This window comes from Rhodanobacter sp. UC4438_H5, assembly GCF_052978405.1.
In genome coordinates this window covers 1,858,450-1,880,651 of sequence record NZ_CM129672.1, presented here as the reverse complement: position 1 = coordinate 1,880,651, position 22,202 = coordinate 1,858,450, and the positions used below count along the sequence as shown (strand labels likewise).

Sequence of the window (22,202 nt, the reverse complement as noted above, 5' to 3'; positions counted from 1 at the left end):
AGCCCGTCGCGAAAAGGGGCGCTGCATTCCAGCGGGATTTGTCGCGGACCGCGTCGGCCCGGGCAAGCAGGACCGGCGCAGTCTGGCGGATCGCCAGGTGGTCGAGGGCGATGGCAATGCGCATCACGACAGCAGGGTTCGCTGGATGTCGTTGAATAGCGTCCATCCGACCAGGCTGAACAGCAGGACCAGACCGATGTACTGGCCGATGATCATGGCCTGTTCGCTGACCGGGCTGCCCTTGACCAGTTCGATCAGATAATACAGCAGGTGCCCGCCATCGAGGACCGGGATCGGCAGCAGGTTCAGGATCGCCAGGCTCAGCGACACCATCGCCAGGAACTGCAGGAACCACGCCAGCCCCATCTGCGCCGACGCATTGGCGTACTGGGCGATGCCGATCACGCTGGAGATGTTCTTGGTCGAGGCGTGCCCGCTGAGCATCTCCCCGATCATGCCGAAGGTCTGCCGGGTGTTGCGCCAAGTGGTGGTGAACGCGGCGCCCAGTGCGCGCGCCGGCGAATACTGCACGGTGGCCGGCTCCGGCGGCGGCGGGGCGACGCCCAGCATCCACTTCGCCGGCTGGTCGCCGAGCGACTCCCATGTCGCGGTGACCGCGAGGGTCAGCGGCCGGCCGTCGCGCAGCACGCCGATCGACAGTCGCGGCGATGTGGCCGCCGCCGATTGCACCAGCTTGCCGAGGCTGTCGAAATCGCCCACCGGCTGGCCGTTGATGCTGACGATGCGATCGCCGCCCTGGATGCCGCCCAGGGCCGCCGGTTGCCCGGGCTTGACCGTGCCGGCGATCGCCGGCGGCGGTGCCAGGCGCAAGCCGAGCTTGCCGAAGTACTGGTCGATCGGCTGGCCGGCCGGCAGACGGTCCAGCGGCAGCACGAGTTCGCGGGTCTGGCCGTCGGCGTGGCGCACCGTCAGCGGCAGCGGGGTCAGCGCCAGCAGCGCGTTGCCCACCGCGTCCATCGAATCGCTCCAGGTGGAGACCTGGCGCCCGTTGACGCTGAGGATGCGGTCGCCCGGCTGGATGCCTGCCTCGGCGGCGATGCTGTCCGGCGTGGAGGTGACGATCGGCGCGTAGTCGCTCCGGCCGAGCATGAACATCAGCCACAGCGCGGCGATGGTGAAGATCACGTTGAAGCCCGGCCCGGCCGCCACGATGGCGATGCGTTTCCACACCGATTTGCCGGTGAACTCCTGGTCGCGCAGGGCCGGGTCGACCTCGCCCTCGCGCGCGTCCAGCATCTTCACGTAGCCGCCCAGCGGGATCGCCGCGATCCAGTATTCGGTGCCGTCGCGGCCGATGCGCTTCCAGATCGCCTTGCCGAAGCCGATCGAGAACCGCAGCACCTTGACCCCACAGCGCCGCGCGACCCAGTAGTGGCCGAACTCATGGAAGGTCACCAGCACGCCGAGCGTGACCAGCAACCAGAACACCGAGCCGAAAAAGGAAGTCATCAAGTACCGCAGCGGAAAGTCATCGGGACAAGAATATCAGCAAGCCCTGCGCAGTACGCGCCGGGCCGCCTCGCGGGCCGCCCGGTCGCGCTCGAGCAGGGTCGGGATATCGACCACCGGCTGCGCCGGCAGTTCCGCAAGCACCGCCTCGACCACGTCGGCGATCGACAGGAACGCCAGCGTGCCGGCGAGGAAGGCCTCCACCGCCACCTCGTTGGCCGCGCTCAGCACGGTCGGGGCGTCGCCACCGGCGCGCAGCGCCTGGAAGGCCAGCGCCAGGCAGCGGAAGGTGGCCAGATCCGGCGCCTCGAACTGCAGCGGCGCGCAGGCGGCGAGGTCGAGCGGGGTGACCCCGGACTCGACCCGCTCCGGCCAGGCCAGCGCGTGGGCGATCGCGGTGCGCATGTCCGGGTTGCCCAGTTGCGCCAGCACGGAGCCGTCGACGTAGTCGACCATCGAGTGGATCAGACTCTGCGGATGCACCACCACCTCGATGGCCTCGACCGGCGCGGCGAACAGGTGATGCGCCTCGATCACCTCCAGCCCCTTGTTCATCAGGGTGGCCGAGTCGACCGAGATCTTGCGGCCCATGACCCAATTGGGATGCTTGCAGGCCTGGTCGGGCGTGACATGCGCCAGCTCGGCGCGGCTGCGGCCGCGGAACGGGCCGCCGGACGCGGTCAGGATCAATCGGCGCACGCCACTGCGGGCCAGTGCGGGGCGACCGCCCGGCAGACACTGGAACAACGCGTTGTGCTCGGAGTCGACCGGCACCAGCACCCCGCCACCGCGCTCGACCGCCTGCAGCAGCAGCGGGCCGGCCATCACGATGGACTCCTTGTTGGCCAGCAGCAGCCGCTTGCCGGCCTGCGCGGCGGCCAGGGTCGACTCCAGCCCGGCGGCGCCGACAATGGCCGCCACCACGGTGTCGCACAGGTTGCTGGCCGCCGCGGCGACCAGCGCGTCCGGGCCGCTGGCGACATCGCAGCGCACCCCGGCGTCGGCCAGGCGCCGGGCCAGTTCGCCCTCGTGCGCGGGATCGGCGACGATGGCCAGGTCCGGCCGGTGTCGAACGCACAGTTCGACCAGCGCCTCGACGCGGTGGTTCGCGGTGAGCACGCTGGCGCGGAACCGCTCCGGATGGCGCGCGATCACGTCCAGCGTGCTGCCGCCGATCGAGCCGGTGGCACCAAGGACAGCGACCGTGCGCATCGTCACAACTGCAGCACCCACAAGCCGGCGGCGAAAATGGGCAGTGCCGCGAACACGCTGTCCAGTCGATCCATCAGGCCGCCATGGCCGGGAAAGATGCTGCCCGAATCCTTCACCTGGGCATGCCGCTTGAGCAGGCTCTCGAACAGGTCGCCGACGATAGAAATGGACACGGTGGCCGCCGCCAGCAGCGCCAGCGCCAGCAACCGCACATCACGCACGTCGAGCAGCCAGGCGCCGACCAGCGCCAGCAGCACGCCGGCGACCAGCGCGCCGTAGGCGCCGGCCCAGGTCTTGCCCGGGCTGATATGCGGCGCCAGCTTGCGCTTGCCGAAGGCGCGGCCGGCGGCGTAGGCGCCGATGTCCGAGGCCCACACGATCATCAGCGCCAGCAAGGTCCACCACGGGCCGTGCGGCGAGTGGCCATGGATGCGGACCAGGGCGACCCAGGCCGGAAAGATCACGAATGCGCCGGCCAGCAGTTTCAGCGCGGTGTTGTCGCGCGTGGGCGCGGCGGCGAACGCGAAGTGGCGCAGCCACAGGCAGGCCACCAGCCACCATGCCACGCCAGCGACCAGCAGCCAGTCGAGCCACGCGCTGTCGCGCGCCAGCCAGAGCAGCACGAACACGCCGGCGGCCACGATCAGCAAGGCCACCCGGGCACGGCCATGCAGGCCGCTCAGCTGGGCCCACTCCCCCCATGCCGCCAGGAAAGCCACGGCCACGATCGCGCCGAAGACGCCGGTCGGCGGCAGCAGGACGATCAGGATCGCCAGCGGCGCGAGCACCAGGGCGGTGAGAATGCGCTGAAGCAGCATGGAAATCCTCTAGGAGCGTGGGCGGTAGAAACCAAGGGAGCGAGCAAAGCGATTTTGAGTCAGGTTTTTCGATCGTTTGAGGAAGATAGCCGTAGCTATCTGACGAGAAGGAGCGGAAAAGCTGGCCAAAAGCGCGAAGCCATAGCCCCTTGGTTTCTATCGCCCACGCTCCTGGGGGGCAGGGGCCAGCTGCGCGCTGGTGCGGCCGTAGCGGCGCTCGCGCGAAGCGTAGTCGGCGATGGCCTCGCGCAGGCAAGCCTGGTCGAAATCGGGCCACAACGTATCGGTAAAGTACAGCTCGGCGTAGGCGACCTGCCACAACAGGAAGTTGCTGATGCGGCGTTCGCCGCCGGTGCGGATGAACAGGTCCAGCGGCGGCAGCTCGGCCAGGCTCATCCACTGGCCCAGCCGTGATTCGTCGATCTCGTCGGCGCGCAACTCGCCATGCGCGACTGCCGCGGCAGCGTGGCGACAGGCCTGCACGATGTCCCAGCGGCCGCCGTAACTCACCGCGATATTCAGTTGCAGCGCCGCGTTGCCGGCGGTGCGGTCCGTCGCCGCGCGCATGCGCTGGCGCAGCGGCTCGTCGAAGCTGTCCAGGTCGCCGATGAAGCGCAGGCGCACGCCGTGGCCGTGCAGTTCCTCCACTTCTTTGTCCAGCGCGCGCACGAACAGGTTCATCAGGGCGCTGACCTCGTCCTGCGGGCGCTGCCAGTTTTCGCTGGAGAAGGCGAACAGGGTCAGCACCGGCACGCCTTCGCGCAGGCAGGCTTCGATCACCTCGCGCACCGCGCGGCGCCCGGCGTTGTGGCCGAAGCTGCGCGGACGGTGCCGGGCACGGGCCCAGCGCCCGTTGCCGTCCATCACGATGGCGACATGGCGGGGAACCCGGGCAGCCGTGGCGGCCGGCATGCGGGGTGCGATGGCGCTCAGAGCGCCATCAGCTCCTCTTCCTTGGCCTTGACCACGGTATCGACGTCCTTGACCGCGCGATCGGTGAGCTTCTGGATCTCGTCGTCGAAACGGCGATCCTCGTCCTCCGTGATCTGCTTGTCCCTGAGCAGGTCCTTGACCTGCTGCAGGGCATCGCGGCGCACGTTGCGGATGGCGATCTTGGCGTTCTCGCCCTCATGGCCCACGTGCTTGGCCAGCTCCTTGCGACGCTCCTCGGTGAGCGCGGGCATGTTGAGCCGGATCACGGTGCCGGCGGTGGTCGGCGTGATGCCGATGTCCGATGCCATCAGGGCCTTCTCGATCGGCGCCACCATGTTTTTTTCCCACGGCGTGATGAGGATGGTGCGCGCATCGGCCAGCGTCACGGACGCGACCTGCGACAGCGGCGTTTCCGCGCCGTAGTAGCTGACCTTGATGTGGTCGACCAACGTGGTGCTGGCGCGGCCGGTGCGGATACGCGTGAGGTCGTGCTTGAGCGAATCGATGCTCTTGCCCATGCGGGCCTGGGCATCGTTCTTGATGTCGTTGAGCATGTGTCGTACCCCGGTGAATCTGGCAACGCGTGATTATAGCAGTGGCGGGCGTCGCCCCCGCGGGCCGACTCAGCCGACCAGCGTGCCGATCGACTCGCCGCCCATGATGCGCATCAGGCTGCCGGGCACGCTCATGTCGTAGATGCGCAGCGGCATGCCGTGGTCGCGGCACAGCGCGATCGCGGCGGTGTCCATCACTTGCAGGTTGCGCTGGATCACTTCCTCGTAGCTCAGCCGCTCGTAGCGGATGGCGTGCGCGTCACGGGCGGGGTCGGCGCTGTAGACGCCGTCGACCTTGGTGGCCTTGAGCAGCAGGTCGGCGCCGACTTCCACGGCGCGCAGCGCCGCGGCCGAGTCGGTGGTGAAGAACGGATTGCCGGTGCCGGCAGCGAACAGCACGATGCGGCCCTTCTCGATGTGGCGGATCGCGCGGCGGCGGATGTAGTCCTCGGCCACGTCGTGGATCTGGATCGCGCTCATCACCCGCGCATAGCCGCCACGCTTCTCGATCGCATCGGCCATCGCCAGCGCGTTCATCACGGTGGCGAGCATGCCCATGTGGTCGCCGGTGACGCGATCCATGCCGGCCGCGGCCAGGCCGGCGCCGCGGAAGATGTTGCCGCCGCCGATCACCACGCCCACTTCCACGCCGGCGCGGCGCACCTCGATGATCTCCTCGGCGAGCCGGCCGATCACGTTCGGATCAATGCCGTAGTCGGCCTCGCCCATCAGCGCTTCACCGGAGAGCTTGAGCAGGATGCGGTGGTACTTGGGCTGGGTGCTCATGGGTTCTCCGGATTGTGGGGGCAAACCGCCACATTGTAGCGGCAGAGCCGCTCTCGGGTAAGCTTGCCTCGGTCGATTGAAGTCGCCGCGACGGATTCGGTTCAAGGAGCGAACGGGTGGGGTGGAACACGCTTTATTACGGGGTCCCGGCGCCGTCGCGCGGGCGACGCATCGCCATCCACGGCACGCTGATCGTGATGGCCCTGGCGTTCTACGGTGGCTGGATCGACTTCCTGCCCGAGCCGTGGGTGGAACGATCCAGCTTCTACGTGGCGCTGGTGCTTGGCGTGGCGGTCACGGTGTGGCTCGCGTGGGTCAATCTCACCGGACGCAACGAAGCCTATCAGGGCGGTACCGCCAAAATGCTCCTGGCGGCACCGTTCTGCGCTGCCTTGGCTGCAGGCTTCATCTGGTGCGCGCTGGCGCATGGGGTGGCGGGCGGGGTCACGCGAATGCTGGGCGATGCCGCATTCCTGCCGCCGGTGCAGATGCACACCGTTCACCGCCGGCGGCGCCGGGAATGCGACTACCAGTTGAGGGGCGGCCCCATGACCGGCTTCCTGTTCGACCACCTTTGCACCAGTTCGGCCTATTACGAGGCCCATCCGCGCCATCGCGTGGAGGTGGCGCTGGGAGGCTTTCGCGGGCGGCTGGGGTTCTACGTCACGCAGTTCGGCCATCGTCGCGACCTGGGCGCCTACCGGGATTGACCGCGACAACGAAAAGGGCCGCGGTTTCCCGCGGCCCCTGGTTCGAAGCACCCGCTCTTTCTGAAAGTCCGGCCATGGCGAGGGCATGGATGCCCGAGGTGAGGCAACGCAGGAGCGGTTGCCCGATGGCCGGTCTTTGCCGTCAGGGATGACGGGTACTTCGGATTACCTCAAGCCTGCCTGCTTCATGACTTCGGCGGCGAAATCCTCTTCCACCTTCTCGATGCCTTCGCCGACGGCCAGGCGGACGACCGAGATGACGTCGGCGCCTTCCTTCTTCAGCGCCTCGGCGACCGTGACGTTGGTGTCCAGCACGTAGGGCTGGCCCAGCAGGGTGACTTCGGAAACGATCTTGTGGATCTTGCCGCTGATGATCTTCTCCAGGATCTCGGCCGGCTTGGCCTTGTCCTTCTCGGACATCAGGCTCAGCGCGATTTCCTTCTCCTTGGCGACGAACTCGGCCGGCACGTCCTCGGCGCGGACGTGCGCCGGGTTCATCGCCGCCACGTGCATGGCGATGCCTTTGGCCAGCTCCTCGGAGCCGCCCTTGAGCGACACCAGCACGCCGATGCGACCGCCATGGATGTAGTTGCCGATCACGCCGTCGTTCTCGATGCGGGCCATGCGGCGCACGTCGATCTTCTCGCCGATGGTGGCGATCAGCGCCTTGGCCGCGTCCTCGACGGTGCCGCCGCCGGGATAGGCGGCTGCCTTGAGCGCGTCGATATCGGCGGCGCCGGACTTCAGCGCGACTTCGGCGACGGTGTCGCTGAACTTCAGGAAGCTCGCGTCCTTGCCCACGAAGTCGGTTTCGCAGTTGATCTCGACCAGTACGGCCTTGCCGCTGGCCTGGTCGGTGACGATGCGGCCTTCGGCGGCGATGCGGCTGGCTTTCTTGTCGGCCTTGGCGAGGCCGGACTTGCGCAGCCACTCCATGGCGGCGTCGAGGTCGCCGTTGTTCTCCACCAGCGCCTTCTTGCATTCCATCATGCCGGCGCCGGACCGCTCGCGCAGCTCCTTCACCATCTGGGCGGAAATATTGCTCATCGGTAGTTCTCCAATGCTTGGATGGCGCGACGGCAAGCAAACGCCGTCACGCGTTGATCTCGGCAGCCTGGCGGCGGTCGGCGACCGCCGCCTCGGCGCTTACTTGGCGGGCGCGCCTTCGTTGCGCGGGCCACGGCCGCCGTCGCGACCGCCGTCGCGGCGCGGCGCGGACTTGCGCGGGGCAGCCTCGCGGCGCGGGCGATCGACCTTGGCCACCGGGTTGCCTTCCTCGTCCAGCTCGACGAAGTCGTTGCCGTCGCCCTGGGCGGCGGCCGGCGCGGCGGCCTTGCCTTCGAGGATCGAGTCGGCGGCGGCGCGGGCATACAGCTGGATCGCGCGGATCGCGTCGTCGTTGCCCGGGATGGCGTAGTCGACCAGCTCCGGGTTGTAGTTGGTGTCGACCACGGCAATTACCGGGATGCCCAGCTTCTTGGCTTCCTGCACGGCGATGTCTTCGTGGCCGATGTCGATCACGAACAGCGCGTCGGGCAGACGGTTCATGTCCTTGATGCCGCCCAGCGAGGCCTGCAGCTTGTCGCGCTCGCGGCGACGGGCCAGCACTTCGTGCTTGACCAGCTTGTCGAAGCTGCCATCGGTCTCGGCCGCTTCCAGTTCCTTCAGGCGCGAAACGGACTGCTTCACGGTGCGGAAGTTGGTCAGCATGCCGCCGAGCCAGCGCGAGGTGACGAACGGCATGCCGGCGCGTGCGGCCTCTTCGGCCAACGGCTCGCGGGCCGAACGCTTGGTGCCGACGAACAGGATGGTGCCGCGCTTCTGCGCCAGGCCCGACAGGAAATTCATCGCGTCGGTGAACAGCGGCAGGGTCTTTTCGAGATTGATGATGTGGATCTTGCCGCGGGCGCCGAAGATGTACGGGGCCATCTTGGGATTCCAGTAACGGGTCTGATGACCGAAATGGACGCCGGCTTCCAGCATCTGACGCATGGTGACTTGTGCCATGGGTGTCGCTCCGATTGTCGGTTCCCTCGAGAAGGAACCTGGGGGTTGGGACCTCCACGCATCCCCGGCTTCGACCGCGACTGGCCCGATTTTGACGGTGGGCGAGGCGCGGCACCCCGAAGGCGGTGCCGATGCGTGTGTGGCGTTGGTTTGGGTGTTGTACCGCTGGGCGTTACAATCCCGGCTCGCTTTGCGTGGATCGACTCCCGCTCGGGAGGCATCAGCCCTGCAAAACTCCGAAATTGTAGCCGGTACGCCGGCGGTGCGGCAAGTCTCTGGATTTCAAGGAGTTCTGTCGCCACATGAGTGGAATCCATGGCCATTACCCTGAAATCTCCCGAAGACCTTGAAGGCATGCGCGTCGCCGGCAAGCTGGCTGCCGAAGTGCTGGCCATGCTCAAGGAGTACGTCAAGCCCGGCGTCACCACCGAGGAGTTGGACCGCCGCGCCTACGAGCACATCGTCAACGTGCAGAAGGCGATTCCCGCCAACGTCGGCTATCACGGCTTCCCCAAGACCCTGTGCACCTCGGTCAACCACGTGATCTGCCACGGCATCCCGAGCGAGGGCAAGGTGCTCAAGGACGGCGACATCGTCAACCTCGACGTCACCGTGATCAAGGACGGCTGGCACGGCGACACCAGTCGCATGTACGTCGCCGGCACCCCGTCGGTGCTGGCCAAACGGCTGGTGGATACGACTTTCGAGGCGATGATGCGCGGCATCGAGGCGGTGCGTCCCGGCGCCACGCTTGGGGATATCGGCCACGCCATCCAGCAGCATGCCGAGGCGGCCGGTTTCAGCGTGGTCAAGGAGTACTGCGGCCACGGCATCGGCAAGGTCTATCACGACGAGCCGCAGGTGCTGCATTACGGCAAGCCCGGCACCGGCGTCGAGTTGAAGAAGGGCATGACCTTCACCATCGAGCCGATGATCAACGCCGGCAAGCCGCAGACGCGCCAGATGCCCGACGGCTGGACCGTGGTGACCAAGGACCATTCGCTGTCCGCCCAGTGGGAACACACCCTGGCGGTGACCGACGACGGCTTCGAGATCCTCACGCCCTGGCCGGATGCGTGAAGCAGGAGTGAGTGGGGAGGATTGAGAAAAGAGAGCTGGGCGCGCGGCGCCGGCGCCGGATGCCATGCAGACATGGCAGACTGCCTTCTCTCATTCCGCACTCCTCTCCACTCACTTCTCGCTCCAATGAATTCAGCGCTCCCTCCCTTGCCGCGCCTGCCCGTGGCAGTGCCGCGCTCCGGCGTTTCGGCCGAGGCGCGGCGGGCGTTGCGGCAGTTGCTGGAGGATGTGGATCGCGGGTTGGCTACGGCGTTTCGCGACGGCATGGATGCCAGTGCGTTGGCGCGGCGGCGCGGCGAGTCGGTGGCGCGGGTGGTTGCGCATGTGTGGGCAGCCTGCCTCGGTGAGGTAGCCGGCGCGGCGCTGTTCGCGATTGGCGGCTTTGGCCGCGGCCTGCTGTTTCCGTACTCGGATGTGGACCTGCTGGCGCTGGCGGCGGCACCCGAGCCTGCGCGCCTGCGGGCACTGGAGCAGTTCTTCGCTACCTTGTGGGACATCGGCCTGAAAGTGGGCCACGCCGTGCGCGAACCAGCGCAATGCCGGGCGCTGGCCGCGCAGGACGCCAGCGTATTCACCAGCCTGCTCGACGCGCGACGGCTGGCCGGCGATCCGGCCTTCGATGCGCAACTGCGGGGCATCGTTGACGACCCGGCGTTGTGGCCGCCGCGCGAATACCTCGCCGCCCGGCTGGCCGAGCGCAACGCGCGGCACGCCCGTTACGACGACACTGCCTACAACCTCGAACCGAACCTCAAGGACGGGCCCGGCGGCCTGCGTACGCTCGACTCGCTGCGCTGGATGGGGCGACGCCTGGCGCACGCGGACGGGTTGTCGGGGATGGTCGCCGAGGGGCTGCTCGATCCGGCCGAGCAAGCCCAGCTGGAACAAGCCGAATCGACGCTGCGCCGTTACCGCTATGCCCTGCATCTGGAAGCGGGACGGGCCGAGGAGCGGCTGCTGTTCGATTATCAGCAGGCGCTGGCCGCACGCCTGGGATTCCAGGACGAGCACGAGAAGAACCTCGGCGTCGAACAGTTCATGCAGGGCTACTACCGCGCAGCCAGCCAGGTCGAGCGGCTCGGCGTGCAGGTGGCCGAGCGCTTCGAGGAGATGCTGGAGCCTCCCGCGGCGGAGCAGCCGGTGGGCGACGATTTCGTGCGCTACGGCGCGCGCCTGGCCGCGCGCGATCCGGAATTGTTCATGCGCCGGCCCGCGGCGCTGGTGGAGATTTTCATCGCCCGGCTGGAGCAGTCCGGCGTGCTGGGCTTCAGTGCCGACACCATGCGCCGCATCCATCAGGCGACCGACGCCCATGGCGCGGCGCTGGCCCGGGACGAGGAGGTGCTGGCCGCGTTCCTGCGCCTGTTGCGGCGCGGTGCGCCGGCGGTGGAGGCGTTGTGGCGGATGAACCGGCACGGCCTGCTGGCGGCGATCCTGCCGGCGTTCGGCAAGGTGTTCGGGCGCATGCAGTACGACCTGTTCCATGTCTACACGGTCGACGAACACACCTTGCGCGTGTTGCGCAACATGGCGCGCTTCGCCGAGCCGGCGGCACGGGGCGAGTTCCCGCTTGGCTGCGAGATCTGGGCCATGCTGCCCAAGCCCGAGGTGCTGCTGCTGGCGGCGTTGTTCCACGACATCGCCAAGGGTCGCGGCGGCGACCATTCGGTGCTGGGCGAACAGGATGCGCGGGATTTCTGCACGCGGCTGGGCCTCCCCTCCGGCGACGTCGAACGGGTCGCCTGGCTGGTGCGCCATCACCTGCTGATGAGCACCACGGCGCAACGCCAGGACATCACCGATCCCGAGGTGGTGCACCGTTTCGCCGAGACGGTGGGCGAGCGGGAGCAGCTCGGCCAGCTCTACTTGCTGACCATTGCCGACATCATCGGCACCAGCCCGCGCCTGTGGAACAGCTGGAAGGATCGCCTGCTGGCCGATCTCTGCACCAGCACCCGCCATGCCCTGCGCAGCGACGTCGAGTTGCCGCGCGACGCCAGCGTGCGCGTGCGCGAATGCAGCGCGCAGGCGCTGGCGCGGCTGCAGGAGGATGGCTTCGACGAAGCCCGGGTGCGGCAGGTCTGGGGGGATTTTCCGCAACTCAGCTTCCTGCGCCATCGGCCCGAGCAGATCGCGTGGCAGACCGCGGCGATCCTGCGCGCGCAGGGTGCGGTGCCGCTGGTCGCGGTGGAACCGTTGTCGGTACGCGGCAGCACCGAGCTGTTCGTCTACACGCCCGATCGGGACGGCCTGTTCGCCACCGTGACGGCGATGCTGGATCGGCTGCGCTTTTCGGTGATGGAGTCGCGCATCCTCAGCTCGCCCACCGGCATGGCGCTGGATACCTTCCTGTTGCTCGAAGCCGACAGCCAGCAACCGGCCAGTCCCGCGCGTGCCGAAGAGTTGCAGCAGCGCCTGCAGCGCGCACTCGCGCAAGCGGTGGGCGTGCAGCCGAGCAAGCGCAGCATGTCGCGCCATCAGAAGCATTTCCAGGTGACGCCGAAGATCAGCTTCCATGCCGCCGGCGGCCGCACCCAGTTGGCGTTGGCGGGGACCGACCGGCCCGGTCTGCTGGCGGCGGTGGCGCAGGTGATGCTGAGCGAGGACGTACGCGTGCACGACGCACGCATCGCCACCTTCGGCGAGCGGGTGGAGGACTTCTTCCTGCTGACCGATCGCGCCAACGCGCCGCTCGATGCGCAGCACCAGCAGCGCCTGCTGCAGGCGTTGCTGGCGCGGATCGGTCCCGCGCGCGAGTGAAGCCGGCGGCTCGCGCTATCATGCCCGCCGCTGCGCGAGGCAGCGGCCACGCCCATTCGTCATGACCTATCTGTTGATCAAATCGTTACACCTGCTGTTCGTGATCGCCTGGATGGCCACGGTGTTCTACCTGCCGCGCATCCTGGTGAACATGGCCGAAGCGGCGAACGAGCCGGCGGTGCAGGCGCGGCTGCAGCTGATGGGGCGTCGACTGTACAAGTTCGGCCACAACATGTTCGGCATCGCGTTCCTGTTCGGCCTGGTGCTGTGGCAGGGTTGGCGGGTATTCCCGCAGAGCCTGCCGAACGTGGCCTCCGGCACGCACTGGATCGACGCCAAACTGACCCTCGTCGCGTTGTTGCTGGTCTACTTCACCTGGGCCGGGCGATTGCTCAAGCGCAGCGCAAAGGGCCTTGCGTTGCCCTCGGCGCGCACGTTGCGCTGGCTCAACGAGCTGCCGGTGCTGTTGCTGCTGGGCGTGATCTGGCTGGTGCTGGCCAAGCCGTTCTGAGGCTCTCCGCGACGCGCACGATCTGGGCTAGACTAGGATTTCGGCACCATCCACGAGACCAAGGTGGCCCGCGCTTGCGCCGGCCGAGTGTGCGACATGACGACTACGTGCTGCCACGACTGACCGCCACCACGCCTTCGTTTGTCAAAGAAAGGGCGTCAAGCCCTTTTTTGCTTTTCAAGAGAAGCTTTCGCGATGATCGAGATTACGCTCCCCGACGGCAGCAAGAAGCCGTTCGAACACCCCGTCACCGTGCAGGACGTGGCCGCTTCGATCGGCGCCGGCCTGGCCAAGGCCACGCTGGCCGGCAAGGTCGACGGCAAGCTGGTCGACGCCAGCTTCCCGATCGAACACGATGCCAGCCTGCAGATCGTCACCGAGAAGAGCCCGGAGGCGCTGGAGATCCTGCGCCACTCCACCGCGCACCTGATGGGCCAGGCCGTGCAGCGGCTGTTTCCCGGCGCGCAGGTCACCATCGGCCCGGTGATCGACAACGGCTTCTACTACGACTTCGCCTACGAACGCCCGTTCACGCCCGAGGATCTGCCGAAGATCGAGGCGGAGATGCACAAGATCGTGGCCGAGCAATTGCCGGTCACGCGCAGCGTGAAATCACGCGACGAGGCGGTGGCGTTCTTCCGCGGCCTGGGCGAGAACTACAAGGCCGAGATCATCGAGGGCATCCCGGCCGACCAGGATCTGTCGCTGTATTCGCAGGGCGAATTCACCGACCTGTGCCGGGGGCCGCACGTGCCGAACACCGGCAAGCTGCATTCGTTCAAGCTGATGAAGGTGGCTGGCGCTTACTGGCGCGGCGACTCGAACAACGCGATGCTCAGCCGCATCTACGGTACCGCCTGGCTCAACGACAAGGACCTGAAGGCCTACCTGTTCCAGCTGGAAGAGGCCGAGAAGCGCGACCATCGCAAGATCGGCAAGCAGCTGGACCTGTTCCACCAGCAGGAAGAGAGCCCCGGCATGGTGTTCTGGCACCCGAACGGCTGGGCGATCTGGCAGCAGGTCGAGCAGTACATGCGCGGCGTGTACCGCAGCAGCGGTTACCAGGAGGTGCGTTGCCCGATGGTGCTGGACGTGTCGTTGTGGAAAAAGTCGGGGCACTGGGACAATTACAAGGAGAACATGTTCTTCACCGAGTCGGAGAAGCACACCTTCGCGCTGCGCCCGATGAACTGCCCTGGCCACGTGCAGATCTTCAATGAGGGCCTGCGCAGCTACCGCGACCTGCCGCTGCGCTATGGCGAGTTCGGCGGCTGCCATCGCAACGAGCCGTCCGGCGCGCTGCACGGCATCATGCGCGTGCGCGCGTTCACCCAGGACGACGGCCACATCTTCTGCACGCCCGGGCAGGTCGAGCCGGAGGTCACCGCCTTCCACCGGCAGGCGATGCAGGTCTACGCCGATTTCGGTTTCGACAAGATCGAGGTGGCTCTGGCGCTGCGTCCGGACCAGCGCATCGGCGACGACGAGGTATGGGATCGGGCCGAGGCCGCGCTGCGGGGTGCCTTGGCGGCTGCCGGGGTAACCTGGACCGAGCTGCCGGGCGAGGGCGCCTTCTACGGCCCCAAGATCGAGTACCACATGCGCGATTCGATCGGCCGCGACTGGCAGGTCGGCACCATGCAGGTGGATTTCATGATGCCCGAGCGGCTGGGCGCCGAATACGTGGACGAGCACTCCCAGAAGCAGCATCCGGTGATGCTGCACCGGGCCATCGTGGGGTCCATGGAGCGTTTCATCGGCATCCTGATCGAGCACCATGCCGGCCTGCTGCCGACTTGGCTGGCGCCGGTCCAGGCGATGGTGTTCAGCATCACCGATGCGCAGGCCGGTTACGTTCGCGAGGTCACGCAAGCCCTTGTCGACAAAGGTTTCCGGGTACAATCGGATTTGCGCAACGAGAAAGTCGGCTATAAAATCCGCGAACATACGATGCAGAAAGTGCCTTATCTGCTCGTGGTCGGCGACCGCGAGAAAGAGACGGGGGCGGTTTCTGTCCGTACCCGTTCCGGCGAGGATCTGGGCAGCATGCCGCTGGCCGATTTCATCGGGCGACTGGAGACCGAAACCCGGCGTTGAACGCCGAACGGTCTGTTTCATTACTTCTTCTGGAGGATCGTGGTATCGCAACCACCGACAACAAGGGCAATCGTCGCAACCTGGAAATCCGCGTGCCGCGGGTGCGTGTCATTGGCGCAGATTCCGAGCAACTCGGCATCCTGACCCGTGACGAAGCGCTGGCGCTGGCGCAGGAAGCCGGCATGGATCTGGTCGAGATCCAGCCCAATGGCGATCCGCCCGTATGCCGCATCATGGATTACGGCAAGTTCAAGTTCGAAGCCCAGAAGAAAGCCCAGGCCGCCAAGAAGAAGCAGAAGCAGGTCGAGATCAAGGAAGTGAAGTTCCGTCCGGTCACGGACGTGGGCGACTACCAGATCAAGCTGCGCAACATGCTTCGCTTCCTGGAAGAGGGCGACAAGGTCAAGGTCACCATCCGCTTCCGCGGCCGCGAGATGTCGCACCAGGATCTCGGCCAGAACCTGGCCCGCAAGATCCAGGAAGACGTCGGCGACAACGGCCAGGTCGAGTCGTACCCCCGGCTCGAAGGGCGCCAGATGGTCATGATGATCGGGCCCAAGAAGAAATAGGCTGTTCGCGTTTGCGGGAGTTCGCTCGCGGGCAATGCTCCTTTTGCCGTGTCTCCCGGAGCGGCCGCCCTCAATTGGGTAGCGGGCAAGCCCCGTACCCTCTCCCCAATCCTCTCCGGAGGGGAGAGGACGCACGCGTCGGCACTTCGTGCTGGCGTTTGACCTTTTGAACCCGTATGATTACGGGTTCGACCCGCCGGAAGGGTCGTGCACCGGTCATGGCAGGACGGAAAGAGCAGCCCGCGGTTGCCGCCAGATCAGTCAGAAACGGGATCATTCCCACTCAAGGAGCATTCCATGCCCAAGATCAAGACCAACCGGGCGGCTGCGAAGCGTTTTCGCAAGACCGCATCCGGCAAGATCAAGTGCGGCCACGCATACAAGTCGCACATCCTGACCAAGAAGTCGACCAAGCTGAAGCGTGGTCTCCGTGCCCCGAACCACCTCAAGGCGTGCGACGCGCCGGGCGTGGCTCGCATGCTGCCGTACTTGTGAGGAGATAGACCATGGCTCGTGTAAAGCGTGGCGTCACCGCTCGTCGTCGTCACAAGACCATCATCGGCCGCGCCAAGGGCTACTACAACGCCCGCCGCAAGGTCTTCCGCGTCGCCAACCAGGCCGTCATCAAGGCTGGTCAGTACGCCTATATCGGCCGCAAGCAGCGCAAGCGCCAGTTCCGTGCACTGTGGATCGTGCGCATCAACGCTGCCGCGCGCATGTTCGGGCTGTCCTACAGCCGTCTGATCAATGGGCTGAGCAAGGCCGGCATCACCGTCGACCGCAAGGTCCTGGCTGATATCGCCGTGCATGACATCAAGGCGTTTGGGGCCATCGCTGACAAGGCGAAGGCCGCCCTGGCTGCTTGATCGTCGCTTGCGACGATAGAATGTGAATCAAGCGGGGAGGAGGCCACACGCCTCCTCCCCGTTTTCGTTTTTGCACGTCCGAACCGGGACCGCACCGATGGATGATCTGGAACGCCAGGCCGCGCAGGCGCTGGCTGGCATCGAACAGGCCGAGACGCTGGATACGCTGGAGTCCCTGCGCGTGGGCCTGCTGGGCAAGAGCGGCATCGTGACCGCCGCGCTGAAGACCCTGGGCACCCTGGCGCCCGAGCAGCGCAAGGCGCGCGGTGCCGAAGTGAACCGTGTCAAGGAGTGCCTCGTCGACGCACTGGCGACACGCAAGGCCGTGCTGGAACAGGCCGAGCTCGACCATCGGCTTGCCTCCGAGGCGATCGACATTTCGCTGCCCGGCCGCGATGGCGAGCGCGGCGGCATTCACCCGATCACCCGCGCGCTGGAACGCATCGCGTCGATTTTCGCGCGGCTCGGCTATCAGCGCGCCGACGGCCCCGAGATCGAGGACGACTGGCACAACTTCGAGGCGTTGAACTTCCCGCCGCACCATCCGGCGCGCGCGATGCACGACACCTTCTACTTCGGCGACGGCCGTCTGCTGCGCACGCATACCTCGCCGGTGCAGATCCGCACGATGGCCGGTCGCCAGCCGCCGATCCGCATCATCGCGCCGGGCAAGGTCTACCGCAGCGATTCGGACCAGACTCACTCGCCGATGTTCCATCAGATCGAAGGCCTGCTGGTTGACGAGACTTCCAGTTTCGCCGACCTCAAGGGCACCCTGGCCGAGTTCATCCGCGCGTTCTTCGAACGCGATTTCGAGATGCGTTTCCGCCCCAGCTATTTCCCCTTTACCGAGCCTTCGGCCGAGGTCGACATCCGCTGGGAGACCGAGGATGGCCAGAGCCGCTGGCTGGAGGTGCTCGGCTGCGGCATGGTGCATCCGAACGTGCTGAAGAACTGCGGCATCGATCCGGAGCGCTACACCGGCTTCGCCTTCGGCCTCGGTGTGGAGCGCTTCGCCATGCTGCGCTACGGCGTCTCCGACCTGCGTGCGTTCTTCGAGAACGATCTGCGGTTTCTCAGGCAGTTTGCCTGAGAGTGAATCGGGAATAGGGAATGGGGAATAGTTGGAGCCGCGTGCTCGTGCTTTTCCCATTCTCTATTCCCTATTCCCTACTCCCTATTCCCGGACTTCAATCCATGAAATTCTCCGAAAACTGGTTGCGTGAACTGGTCGAGGTCAAGGCTGACCGTGCGGCATTGGCGCATGCGCTGACCATGGCCGGGCTGGAGGTGGAAGAGCTCACGCCACTGGGCGAGGGCCTGGCCGGCGTGGTGGTGGCCGAAATCGTCGCAGCCGAAAAGCATCCGCAGGCCGACCGGCTGCAGGTGTGCAAGGTCGATGCAGGGCAGGGCGAGCCGCTGCAGATCGTCTGCGGTGCGCCGAACGCGCGGGTGGGCATCAAGGTGCCGCTGGCCAGCGTTGGTGCGCAGTTGCCCGGCGATGTTTCGATCAAGGCGGCCAAGCTGCGCGGCGTCGAGTCGTTCGGCATGCTTTGCTCGGCGAAGGAATTGGGCATCGATGCCGATGCCTCCGGCCTGCTGGAACTGCCGCTGGATGCGCCGGTGGGCCAGCCGCTGGCTGCCTACCTCGGCCTGCCCGATGCCAGCTTCGAACTGAAGCTCACCCCGAATCGCCCCGATTGCCTCGGCCTGGTCGGCCTGGCGCATGACGTGGCTGCGCTGTTCGGCAGTCACGTGAAGACCGTCGCGCAGGCAGAGGTGCCCGTGAGCAGCGAAGCGCGCCGCGGCATCCGCCTGGAGGCGGGCAAGGATGCGCCGCGCTATCTCGGGCGCATCATCGAAGGCATCGACCTGGCGGCAAAAACGCCGTTGTGGCTGGCCGAGCGCCTGCGCCGAGCCGGCCTGCGCCCGATCAACGCGGTGGTCGACGTCACCAATTACGTGATGCTGGAACTGGGCCAGCCGCTGCACGCGTTCGACAACGACACGCTGGACGGCGACATCGTGGTGCGCCATGCGCGCGCCGGCGAGACACTGAAGCTGCTCGATGGCAGCGAAGCAAAGCTGGATGACGGCTTCGTGCTGATCGCCGATGAGAAGAAAGCGCTGGCGGTGGCCGGCGTGATGGGCGGTCACGACTCGCGCGTCACCGACGCCACGCGCAACGTGTTCCTGGAGTCCGCGCACTTCGCCCCGGCCGCGATCATGGGCCGCGCGCGCAAGCTGGGCTTGCACACCGACGCCTCGCACCGCTTCGAACGCGGCGTCGATCCGGGCTTGCCGCGTCGCGCGCTGGAGCGCGCCAGCGAACTGCTGCTGGCGATCGCCGGCGGGCAGGCCGGCCCGGTGCTGGTGGCCGAGAACGCCGCCGACCTGCCGCAGCCGGTGCCGGTGACCTTGCGCCGAGCACGCCTGAAACGCGTGCTCGGGGTGGACGTGGCCGACGCCGAGGTGGCACGCATCTTCACCGCGCTGGGCATGCGGGTGGAAACGATCGGCGATGGCTGGCGGGTCACCGCGCCGAGCAGCCGCTTCGACATCGAGCGCGAAGAAGACCTGATCGAGGAAGTCGCGCGCATCTTCGGCTACGACAAGATTCCCACCCATTCGCCGTCCGGCGCGCTGGTGCTGGCGATCGAGCCCGAAGCGCGCATCAACGAGCTGGCGCTGCGCGAGCAATTGGCGGCACGGGGTTACCACGAAGCCGTCAACCTGTCGTTCGTGGCGGCCGAGTTGCTCTCCCGCTGGGGCTTCAACGAACAACTGGTGCCGCTGGCCAATCCGCTGTCGGCCGACCTGGCGGTGATGCGCCCCTCGCTGCTGCCGGGCCTGGTCGAGGCGTTGCGGCACAACCGCGCACGCCAGCAGGGTCGCGTGCGCCTGTTCGAAGTGGCGCGGGTGTTCCGGCAAGGCGCGGCCGGGTGCGAGGAGCCGGGCATCCACGGCCTGACGCATCCGCAGGCCGGCGAACCACCGGTGGAAACCCCCAGCCTGGCCGTCGTGGCCAGCGGCAACGCGCGCGCCGAGCAATGGGGCGAGCCGTCGCGCCTGCTCGATTTCCACGATCTCAGGGGCGACCTGGATACGCTGATCGCCTGGGGCGGCGAGCCGGAGCGCTGGTCGATCCATGCCGATGAGCTGCCGTCCTGGCTGCATCCGGGCCGCGGCGCCCGGGTCGCGCGCGACGGCGAGACGGTCGGCTATCTCGGCGCCCTGCACCCCCGGCTGGCGCGGGAGCTCGATCTTGGCCCCGACGTGCATGTGCTGGAGGTGGCGCTGGAGCCGCTGCTGGCCCGCCGCCTGCCCCGGGCGACCGCGATCCCGCGATTTCCTGCGGTGCGCCGCGATATCGCGATGGATTTGCCGGAAAGCGTCAGCTGGTCACGGATCGAGCACACCGTTCGCGGCACGCTGGGCGCGCGGTTGCGGGAGCTGCGGCTGTTCGACCGCTACAGCGGCAAAGGCGTCGAAGCAGGCCGAAAGAGTCTCGCTATGGGCTTGATTTTGCAGGACGCTTCACGCACCCTTACAGACGACGACGCGGATCACTGGGTACGCGAAGCGGTGAACGCGTTGGAGCAGACATGCCAGGGGAAACTGCGAGGATGAGATGGCGCTGACCAAGGCGGAAATGGCCGAGCGGCTTTTCCTCGACGTGGGCCTCAACAAGCGTGAGGCCAAGGAATTCGTGGATGCCTACTTCGAGGTGGTGCGTGGTGCGCTGGAGAACGGCGAGCAGGTGAAGCTGTCCGGGTTCGGCAATTTCGACCTGCGCATGAAAAACCAGCGGCCGGGGCGCAACCCCAAGACCGGCGAGGAGATCCCGATCTCCGCGCGGCGGGTGGTGACCTTCCGACCGGGGCAGAAACTCAAGGTGAGAGTCGAAAGCTATGCTGGATCAAGGGAATAACACCGAACTGCCGGCCATCCCGGCCAAGCGCTACTTCACCATCGGTGAAGTGGGCGAGCTGTGCGGTGTGAAGCCCCACGTGCTGCGTTACTGGGAGCAGGAGTTTCCGGCCCTCAACCCGGTCAAGCGCCGCGGCAACCGCCGCTACTACCAGCGCCACGACGTGCTGATGATCCGTCAGATCCGTTCGCTGCTGTACGACGAGGGTTTCACCATCACCGGTGCGCGCGCGCGCCTTGAAGGCCCGCAGGCACGGCTGGAATCGAGCATGTCGCACCAGATCGTGCGCCAGGTGCGGATGGAGCTGGAGGAAGTGCTGACGTTGCTGCGCCGCTGAGCGACATCACGCTTCCGGCAGCGCACCACAAGCTGCTAGAATCGCCGTTTCGTCGGGGCGTAGCGCAGCCTGGTAGCGCATCTGCCTGGGGGGCAGAGGGTCGTCGGTTCGAATCCGGCCGCCCCGACCAATGGTTTGACATGAAAAAGGCGCCCACTGGGCGCCTTTTTCATGTCGGGAATAGGGAATGGGGAATAGGGAATGGAGGAGCCAGAGCCGCGGTCCGGCAACTGCTTTTCCGATTCCCTATTCCCCATTCCCTATTCCCAGCCTCAATACAACACCCGGGCGCGCAACGTCCCCGGAATCGTCGCCATCTGCGCCTTCAACGCATTCGCCTGGGCCTCGTCGGCGCTGACGTCGATCACCACGTAGCCGACTTCGCTGTCGGTCTGCAGGAACTGCGCGTCGATGTTGAGGTTGCCGGCGGAGAACAGTTCGTTGATGCGCGACAGCGTGCCGGGCACGTTGCGGTGGATGTGCAGCAGGCGGCGGCTGTGCGGGTGTTCGGGCAGGGTGACCTCGGGGAAGTTCACCGCCGACAGGGTGGAGCCGTTGTCGCTGTAGCGCACCAGCTTGCTGGCCACCTCGATGCCGATGTTGTCCTGCGCTTCCAGCGTGCTGCCGCCGATGTGCGGAGTCAGGATCACGTTGTCCATGCCCGCCAGCGGCGAGACGAAGGCGTCGTCGTTGCCTTTGGGTTCGAGCGGGAACACGTCGATCGCCGCGCCGGCCAGCCGCTTCTCGCGCAGTGCCACGGCCAGCGCATCGATGTCGACCACGCTGCCGCGCGAGGCGTTGATCAGCATGGCGCCGGCGTGCATCTTCGCCAGCTGTTCGGCGCGGATCATCAGCTGCGTGGCCGGGGTCTCGGGCACGTGCAGGGTGACCACGTCGGCGCGTTCCAGCAGTTCGTCCAGACTGGACACCGCGCGGGCGTTGCCGAGCGCCAGCTTGGTTTCGATGTCGTGGAAGATCACCCGCATGCCCAGGCTCTCGGCCAGCACGCCGACCTGGGTGCCGATGTGGCCGTAACCGACGATGCCCAGCACCTTGTCGCGGGTCTCGTAACTGCCGCTGGCGGATTTGGCCCAGCCGCCGCGGTGGCATTGCGCATTCTTCTGCGGAATGCCGCGCAGCAGCATGATCGCCTCGGCGATCACCAGCTCGGCCACACTGCGGGTGTTGGAGTAGGGCGCGTTGAACACCGGTATGCCCGCCAGGCGGGCGGCGCCCAGGTTCACCTGGTTGGTGCCGATGCAGAAGCAGCCCACGGCAATCAGCCGCTTGGCCTGCGCCAGCACTTCGGCGGTGAGCTGCGTGCGCGAACGGATGCCGATGATGTGGGCTTCGCCGATGCGCGCCTTGAGTTCGTCCTCAGGCAGCGACTTGGCGTGCAACTCGACCTGGCTGTAGCCGGCCCGATGGAATACCTCCACCGCGCTGGCGCTGACCCCCTCCAGCAGCAATACCTTGATGTCCTGGCGCGGATAGGAGGTCTGCATCTTCGTGGCGTGTCCGGTGGCGGCGGTCGGTCCAGAGTAGGCGAGGAATTGCCGCA

General features: G+C 66.8%; 21 protein-coding genes and 1 tRNA gene. 13 read left to right on the top strand and 9 right to left on the bottom strand.

Annotated elements, in window-relative coordinates:
- Positions 1 to 123: 123 nt before the first annotated feature.
- The 6 genes from rseP to pyrH form a co-directional block, all read right to left on the bottom strand.
- Complete coding sequence (gene rseP, locus ACVCL9_RS08945) at positions 124 to 1,470, bottom strand: RIP metalloprotease RseP (RefSeq protein ID WP_447098376.1); 1,347 nt, start codon at positions 1,468 to 1,470, stop codon at positions 124 to 126.
- 36 nt (positions 1,471 to 1,506) lie between these two features.
- The gene (locus ACVCL9_RS08940) at positions 1,507 to 2,682 is read right to left on the bottom strand and encodes a 1-deoxy-D-xylulose-5-phosphate reductoisomerase (RefSeq protein ID WP_447098377.1); all 1,176 of its coding nucleotides are present in this window, start codon (positions 2,680 to 2,682) and stop codon (positions 1,507 to 1,509) included.
- Positions 2,683 to 2,684: 2 nt separating this feature from the next.
- A complete protein-coding gene (locus ACVCL9_RS08935; RefSeq protein WP_447098378.1) occupies positions 2,685 to 3,500 on the bottom strand; it encodes a phosphatidate cytidylyltransferase in 816 nt (271 codons plus the stop codon).
- Between the two features lie 156 nt (positions 3,501 to 3,656).
- Positions 3,657 to 4,412 carry a polyprenyl diphosphate synthase gene (uppS, locus tag ACVCL9_RS08930; protein ID WP_447098379.1) on the bottom strand — a complete coding sequence of 252 codons (756 nt, stop codon included), beginning with the start codon at positions 4,410 to 4,412 and terminating at the stop codon, positions 3,657 to 3,659.
- Positions 4,413 to 4,429: 17 nt separating this feature from the next.
- Positions 4,430 to 4,987 (bottom strand): ribosome recycling factor, encoded by a 558-nt coding sequence (gene frr / locus ACVCL9_RS08925; protein ID WP_447098380.1) that lies wholly within the window; start codon positions 4,985 to 4,987, stop codon positions 4,430 to 4,432.
- A gap of 69 nt (positions 4,988 to 5,056) precedes the next feature.
- Positions 5,057 to 5,773, bottom strand: coding sequence for a UMP kinase (pyrH, locus tag ACVCL9_RS08920; RefSeq protein ID WP_395119731.1), 717 nt, complete (start codon positions 5,771 to 5,773; stop codon positions 5,057 to 5,059).
- 116 nt (positions 5,774 to 5,889) lie between these two features.
- Between pyrH and ACVCL9_RS08915 the strand changes: the two genes are divergently transcribed.
- Entirely contained in the window at positions 5,890 to 6,483 is a 594-nt protein-coding gene (locus ACVCL9_RS08915; protein ID WP_395119730.1) for a hypothetical protein, read from the top strand.
- A gap of 165 nt (positions 6,484 to 6,648) precedes the next feature.
- On the opposite strand, the gene tsf is transcribed toward ACVCL9_RS08915, so the two are convergent.
- The gene (gene tsf / locus ACVCL9_RS08910) at positions 6,649 to 7,530 is read right to left on the bottom strand and encodes a translation elongation factor Ts (protein ID WP_447098381.1); all 882 of its coding nucleotides are present in this window, start codon (positions 7,528 to 7,530) and stop codon (positions 6,649 to 6,651) included.
- A gap of 99 nt (positions 7,531 to 7,629) precedes the next feature.
- On the bottom strand, positions 7,630 to 8,490 hold the full coding sequence (rpsB, locus tag ACVCL9_RS08905) for a 30S ribosomal protein S2 (protein ID WP_395119728.1): 861 nt from the start codon (positions 8,488 to 8,490) through the stop codon (positions 7,630 to 7,632).
- Positions 8,491 to 8,805: 315 nt separating this feature from the next.
- On the opposite strand from rpsB, the gene map reads away from it, so the two are divergent.
- The 12 genes from map (at position 8,806) to ACVCL9_RS08845 (ending at position 20,771) form a co-directional block, all read left to right on the top strand.
- Positions 8,806 to 9,570 carry a type I methionyl aminopeptidase gene (gene map / locus ACVCL9_RS08900; protein WP_447098382.1) on the top strand — a complete coding sequence of 255 codons (765 nt, stop codon included), beginning with the start codon at positions 8,806 to 8,808 and terminating at the stop codon, positions 9,568 to 9,570.
- Positions 9,571 to 9,696: 126 nt separating this feature from the next.
- On the top strand, positions 9,697 to 12,330 hold the full coding sequence (gene glnD, locus ACVCL9_RS08895) for a [protein-PII] uridylyltransferase (protein ID WP_447098383.1): 2,634 nt from the start codon (positions 9,697 to 9,699) through the stop codon (positions 12,328 to 12,330).
- Between the two features lie 61 nt (positions 12,331 to 12,391).
- Positions 12,392 to 12,841 (top strand): CopD family protein, encoded by a 450-nt coding sequence (locus ACVCL9_RS08890; RefSeq protein ID WP_395119725.1) that lies wholly within the window; start codon positions 12,392 to 12,394, stop codon positions 12,839 to 12,841.
- A gap of 195 nt (positions 12,842 to 13,036) precedes the next feature.
- The gene (thrS, locus tag ACVCL9_RS08885; protein ID WP_447098384.1) at positions 13,037 to 14,938 is read left to right on the top strand and encodes a threonine--tRNA ligase; all 1,902 of its coding nucleotides are present in this window, start codon (positions 13,037 to 13,039) and stop codon (positions 14,936 to 14,938) included.
- 44 nt (positions 14,939 to 14,982) lie between these two features.
- Positions 14,983 to 15,507 carry a translation initiation factor IF-3 gene (infC, locus tag ACVCL9_RS08880; RefSeq protein ID WP_395121221.1) on the top strand — a complete coding sequence of 175 codons (525 nt, stop codon included), beginning with the start codon at positions 14,983 to 14,985 and terminating at the stop codon, positions 15,505 to 15,507.
- Positions 15,508 to 15,804: 297 nt separating this feature from the next.
- The gene (rpmI, locus tag ACVCL9_RS08875; protein WP_395119723.1) at positions 15,805 to 16,002 is read left to right on the top strand and encodes a 50S ribosomal protein L35; all 198 of its coding nucleotides are present in this window, start codon (positions 15,805 to 15,807) and stop codon (positions 16,000 to 16,002) included.
- Positions 16,003 to 16,013: 11 nt separating this feature from the next.
- The gene (gene rplT, locus ACVCL9_RS08870; protein ID WP_136257363.1) at positions 16,014 to 16,373 is read left to right on the top strand and encodes a 50S ribosomal protein L20; all 360 of its coding nucleotides are present in this window, start codon (positions 16,014 to 16,016) and stop codon (positions 16,371 to 16,373) included.
- Between the two features lie 97 nt (positions 16,374 to 16,470).
- Positions 16,471 to 17,466, top strand: coding sequence for a phenylalanine--tRNA ligase subunit alpha (gene pheS / locus ACVCL9_RS08865; protein ID WP_447098385.1), 996 nt, complete (start codon positions 16,471 to 16,473; stop codon positions 17,464 to 17,466).
- A gap of 104 nt (positions 17,467 to 17,570) precedes the next feature.
- The gene (pheT, locus tag ACVCL9_RS08860; RefSeq protein WP_447099438.1) at positions 17,571 to 20,003 is read left to right on the top strand and encodes a phenylalanine--tRNA ligase subunit beta; all 2,433 of its coding nucleotides are present in this window, start codon (positions 17,571 to 17,573) and stop codon (positions 20,001 to 20,003) included.
- Position 20,004: 1 nt separating this feature from the next.
- Positions 20,005 to 20,304 carry an integration host factor subunit alpha gene (ihfA, locus tag ACVCL9_RS08855; RefSeq protein WP_395119720.1) on the top strand — a complete coding sequence of 100 codons (300 nt, stop codon included), beginning with the start codon at positions 20,005 to 20,007 and terminating at the stop codon, positions 20,302 to 20,304.
- Positions 20,285 to 20,641 (top strand): MerR family transcriptional regulator, encoded by a 357-nt coding sequence (locus ACVCL9_RS08850; protein WP_077513841.1) that lies wholly within the window; start codon positions 20,285 to 20,287, stop codon positions 20,639 to 20,641. Before ihfA ends, ACVCL9_RS08850 begins: the two co-directional genes overlap by 20 nt.
- A 53-nt stretch (positions 20,642 to 20,694) precedes the next feature.
- Positions 20,695 to 20,771 (top strand) — tRNA-Pro (locus tag ACVCL9_RS08845).
- 142 nt (positions 20,772 to 20,913) lie between these two features.
- Here ACVCL9_RS08845 and serA read toward each other — a convergent pair.
- Positions 20,914 to 22,146, bottom strand: coding sequence for a phosphoglycerate dehydrogenase (serA, locus tag ACVCL9_RS08840; protein ID WP_447098386.1), 1,233 nt, complete (start codon positions 22,144 to 22,146; stop codon positions 20,914 to 20,916).
- Between the last annotated feature and the right edge of the window lie 56 nt (positions 22,147 to 22,202).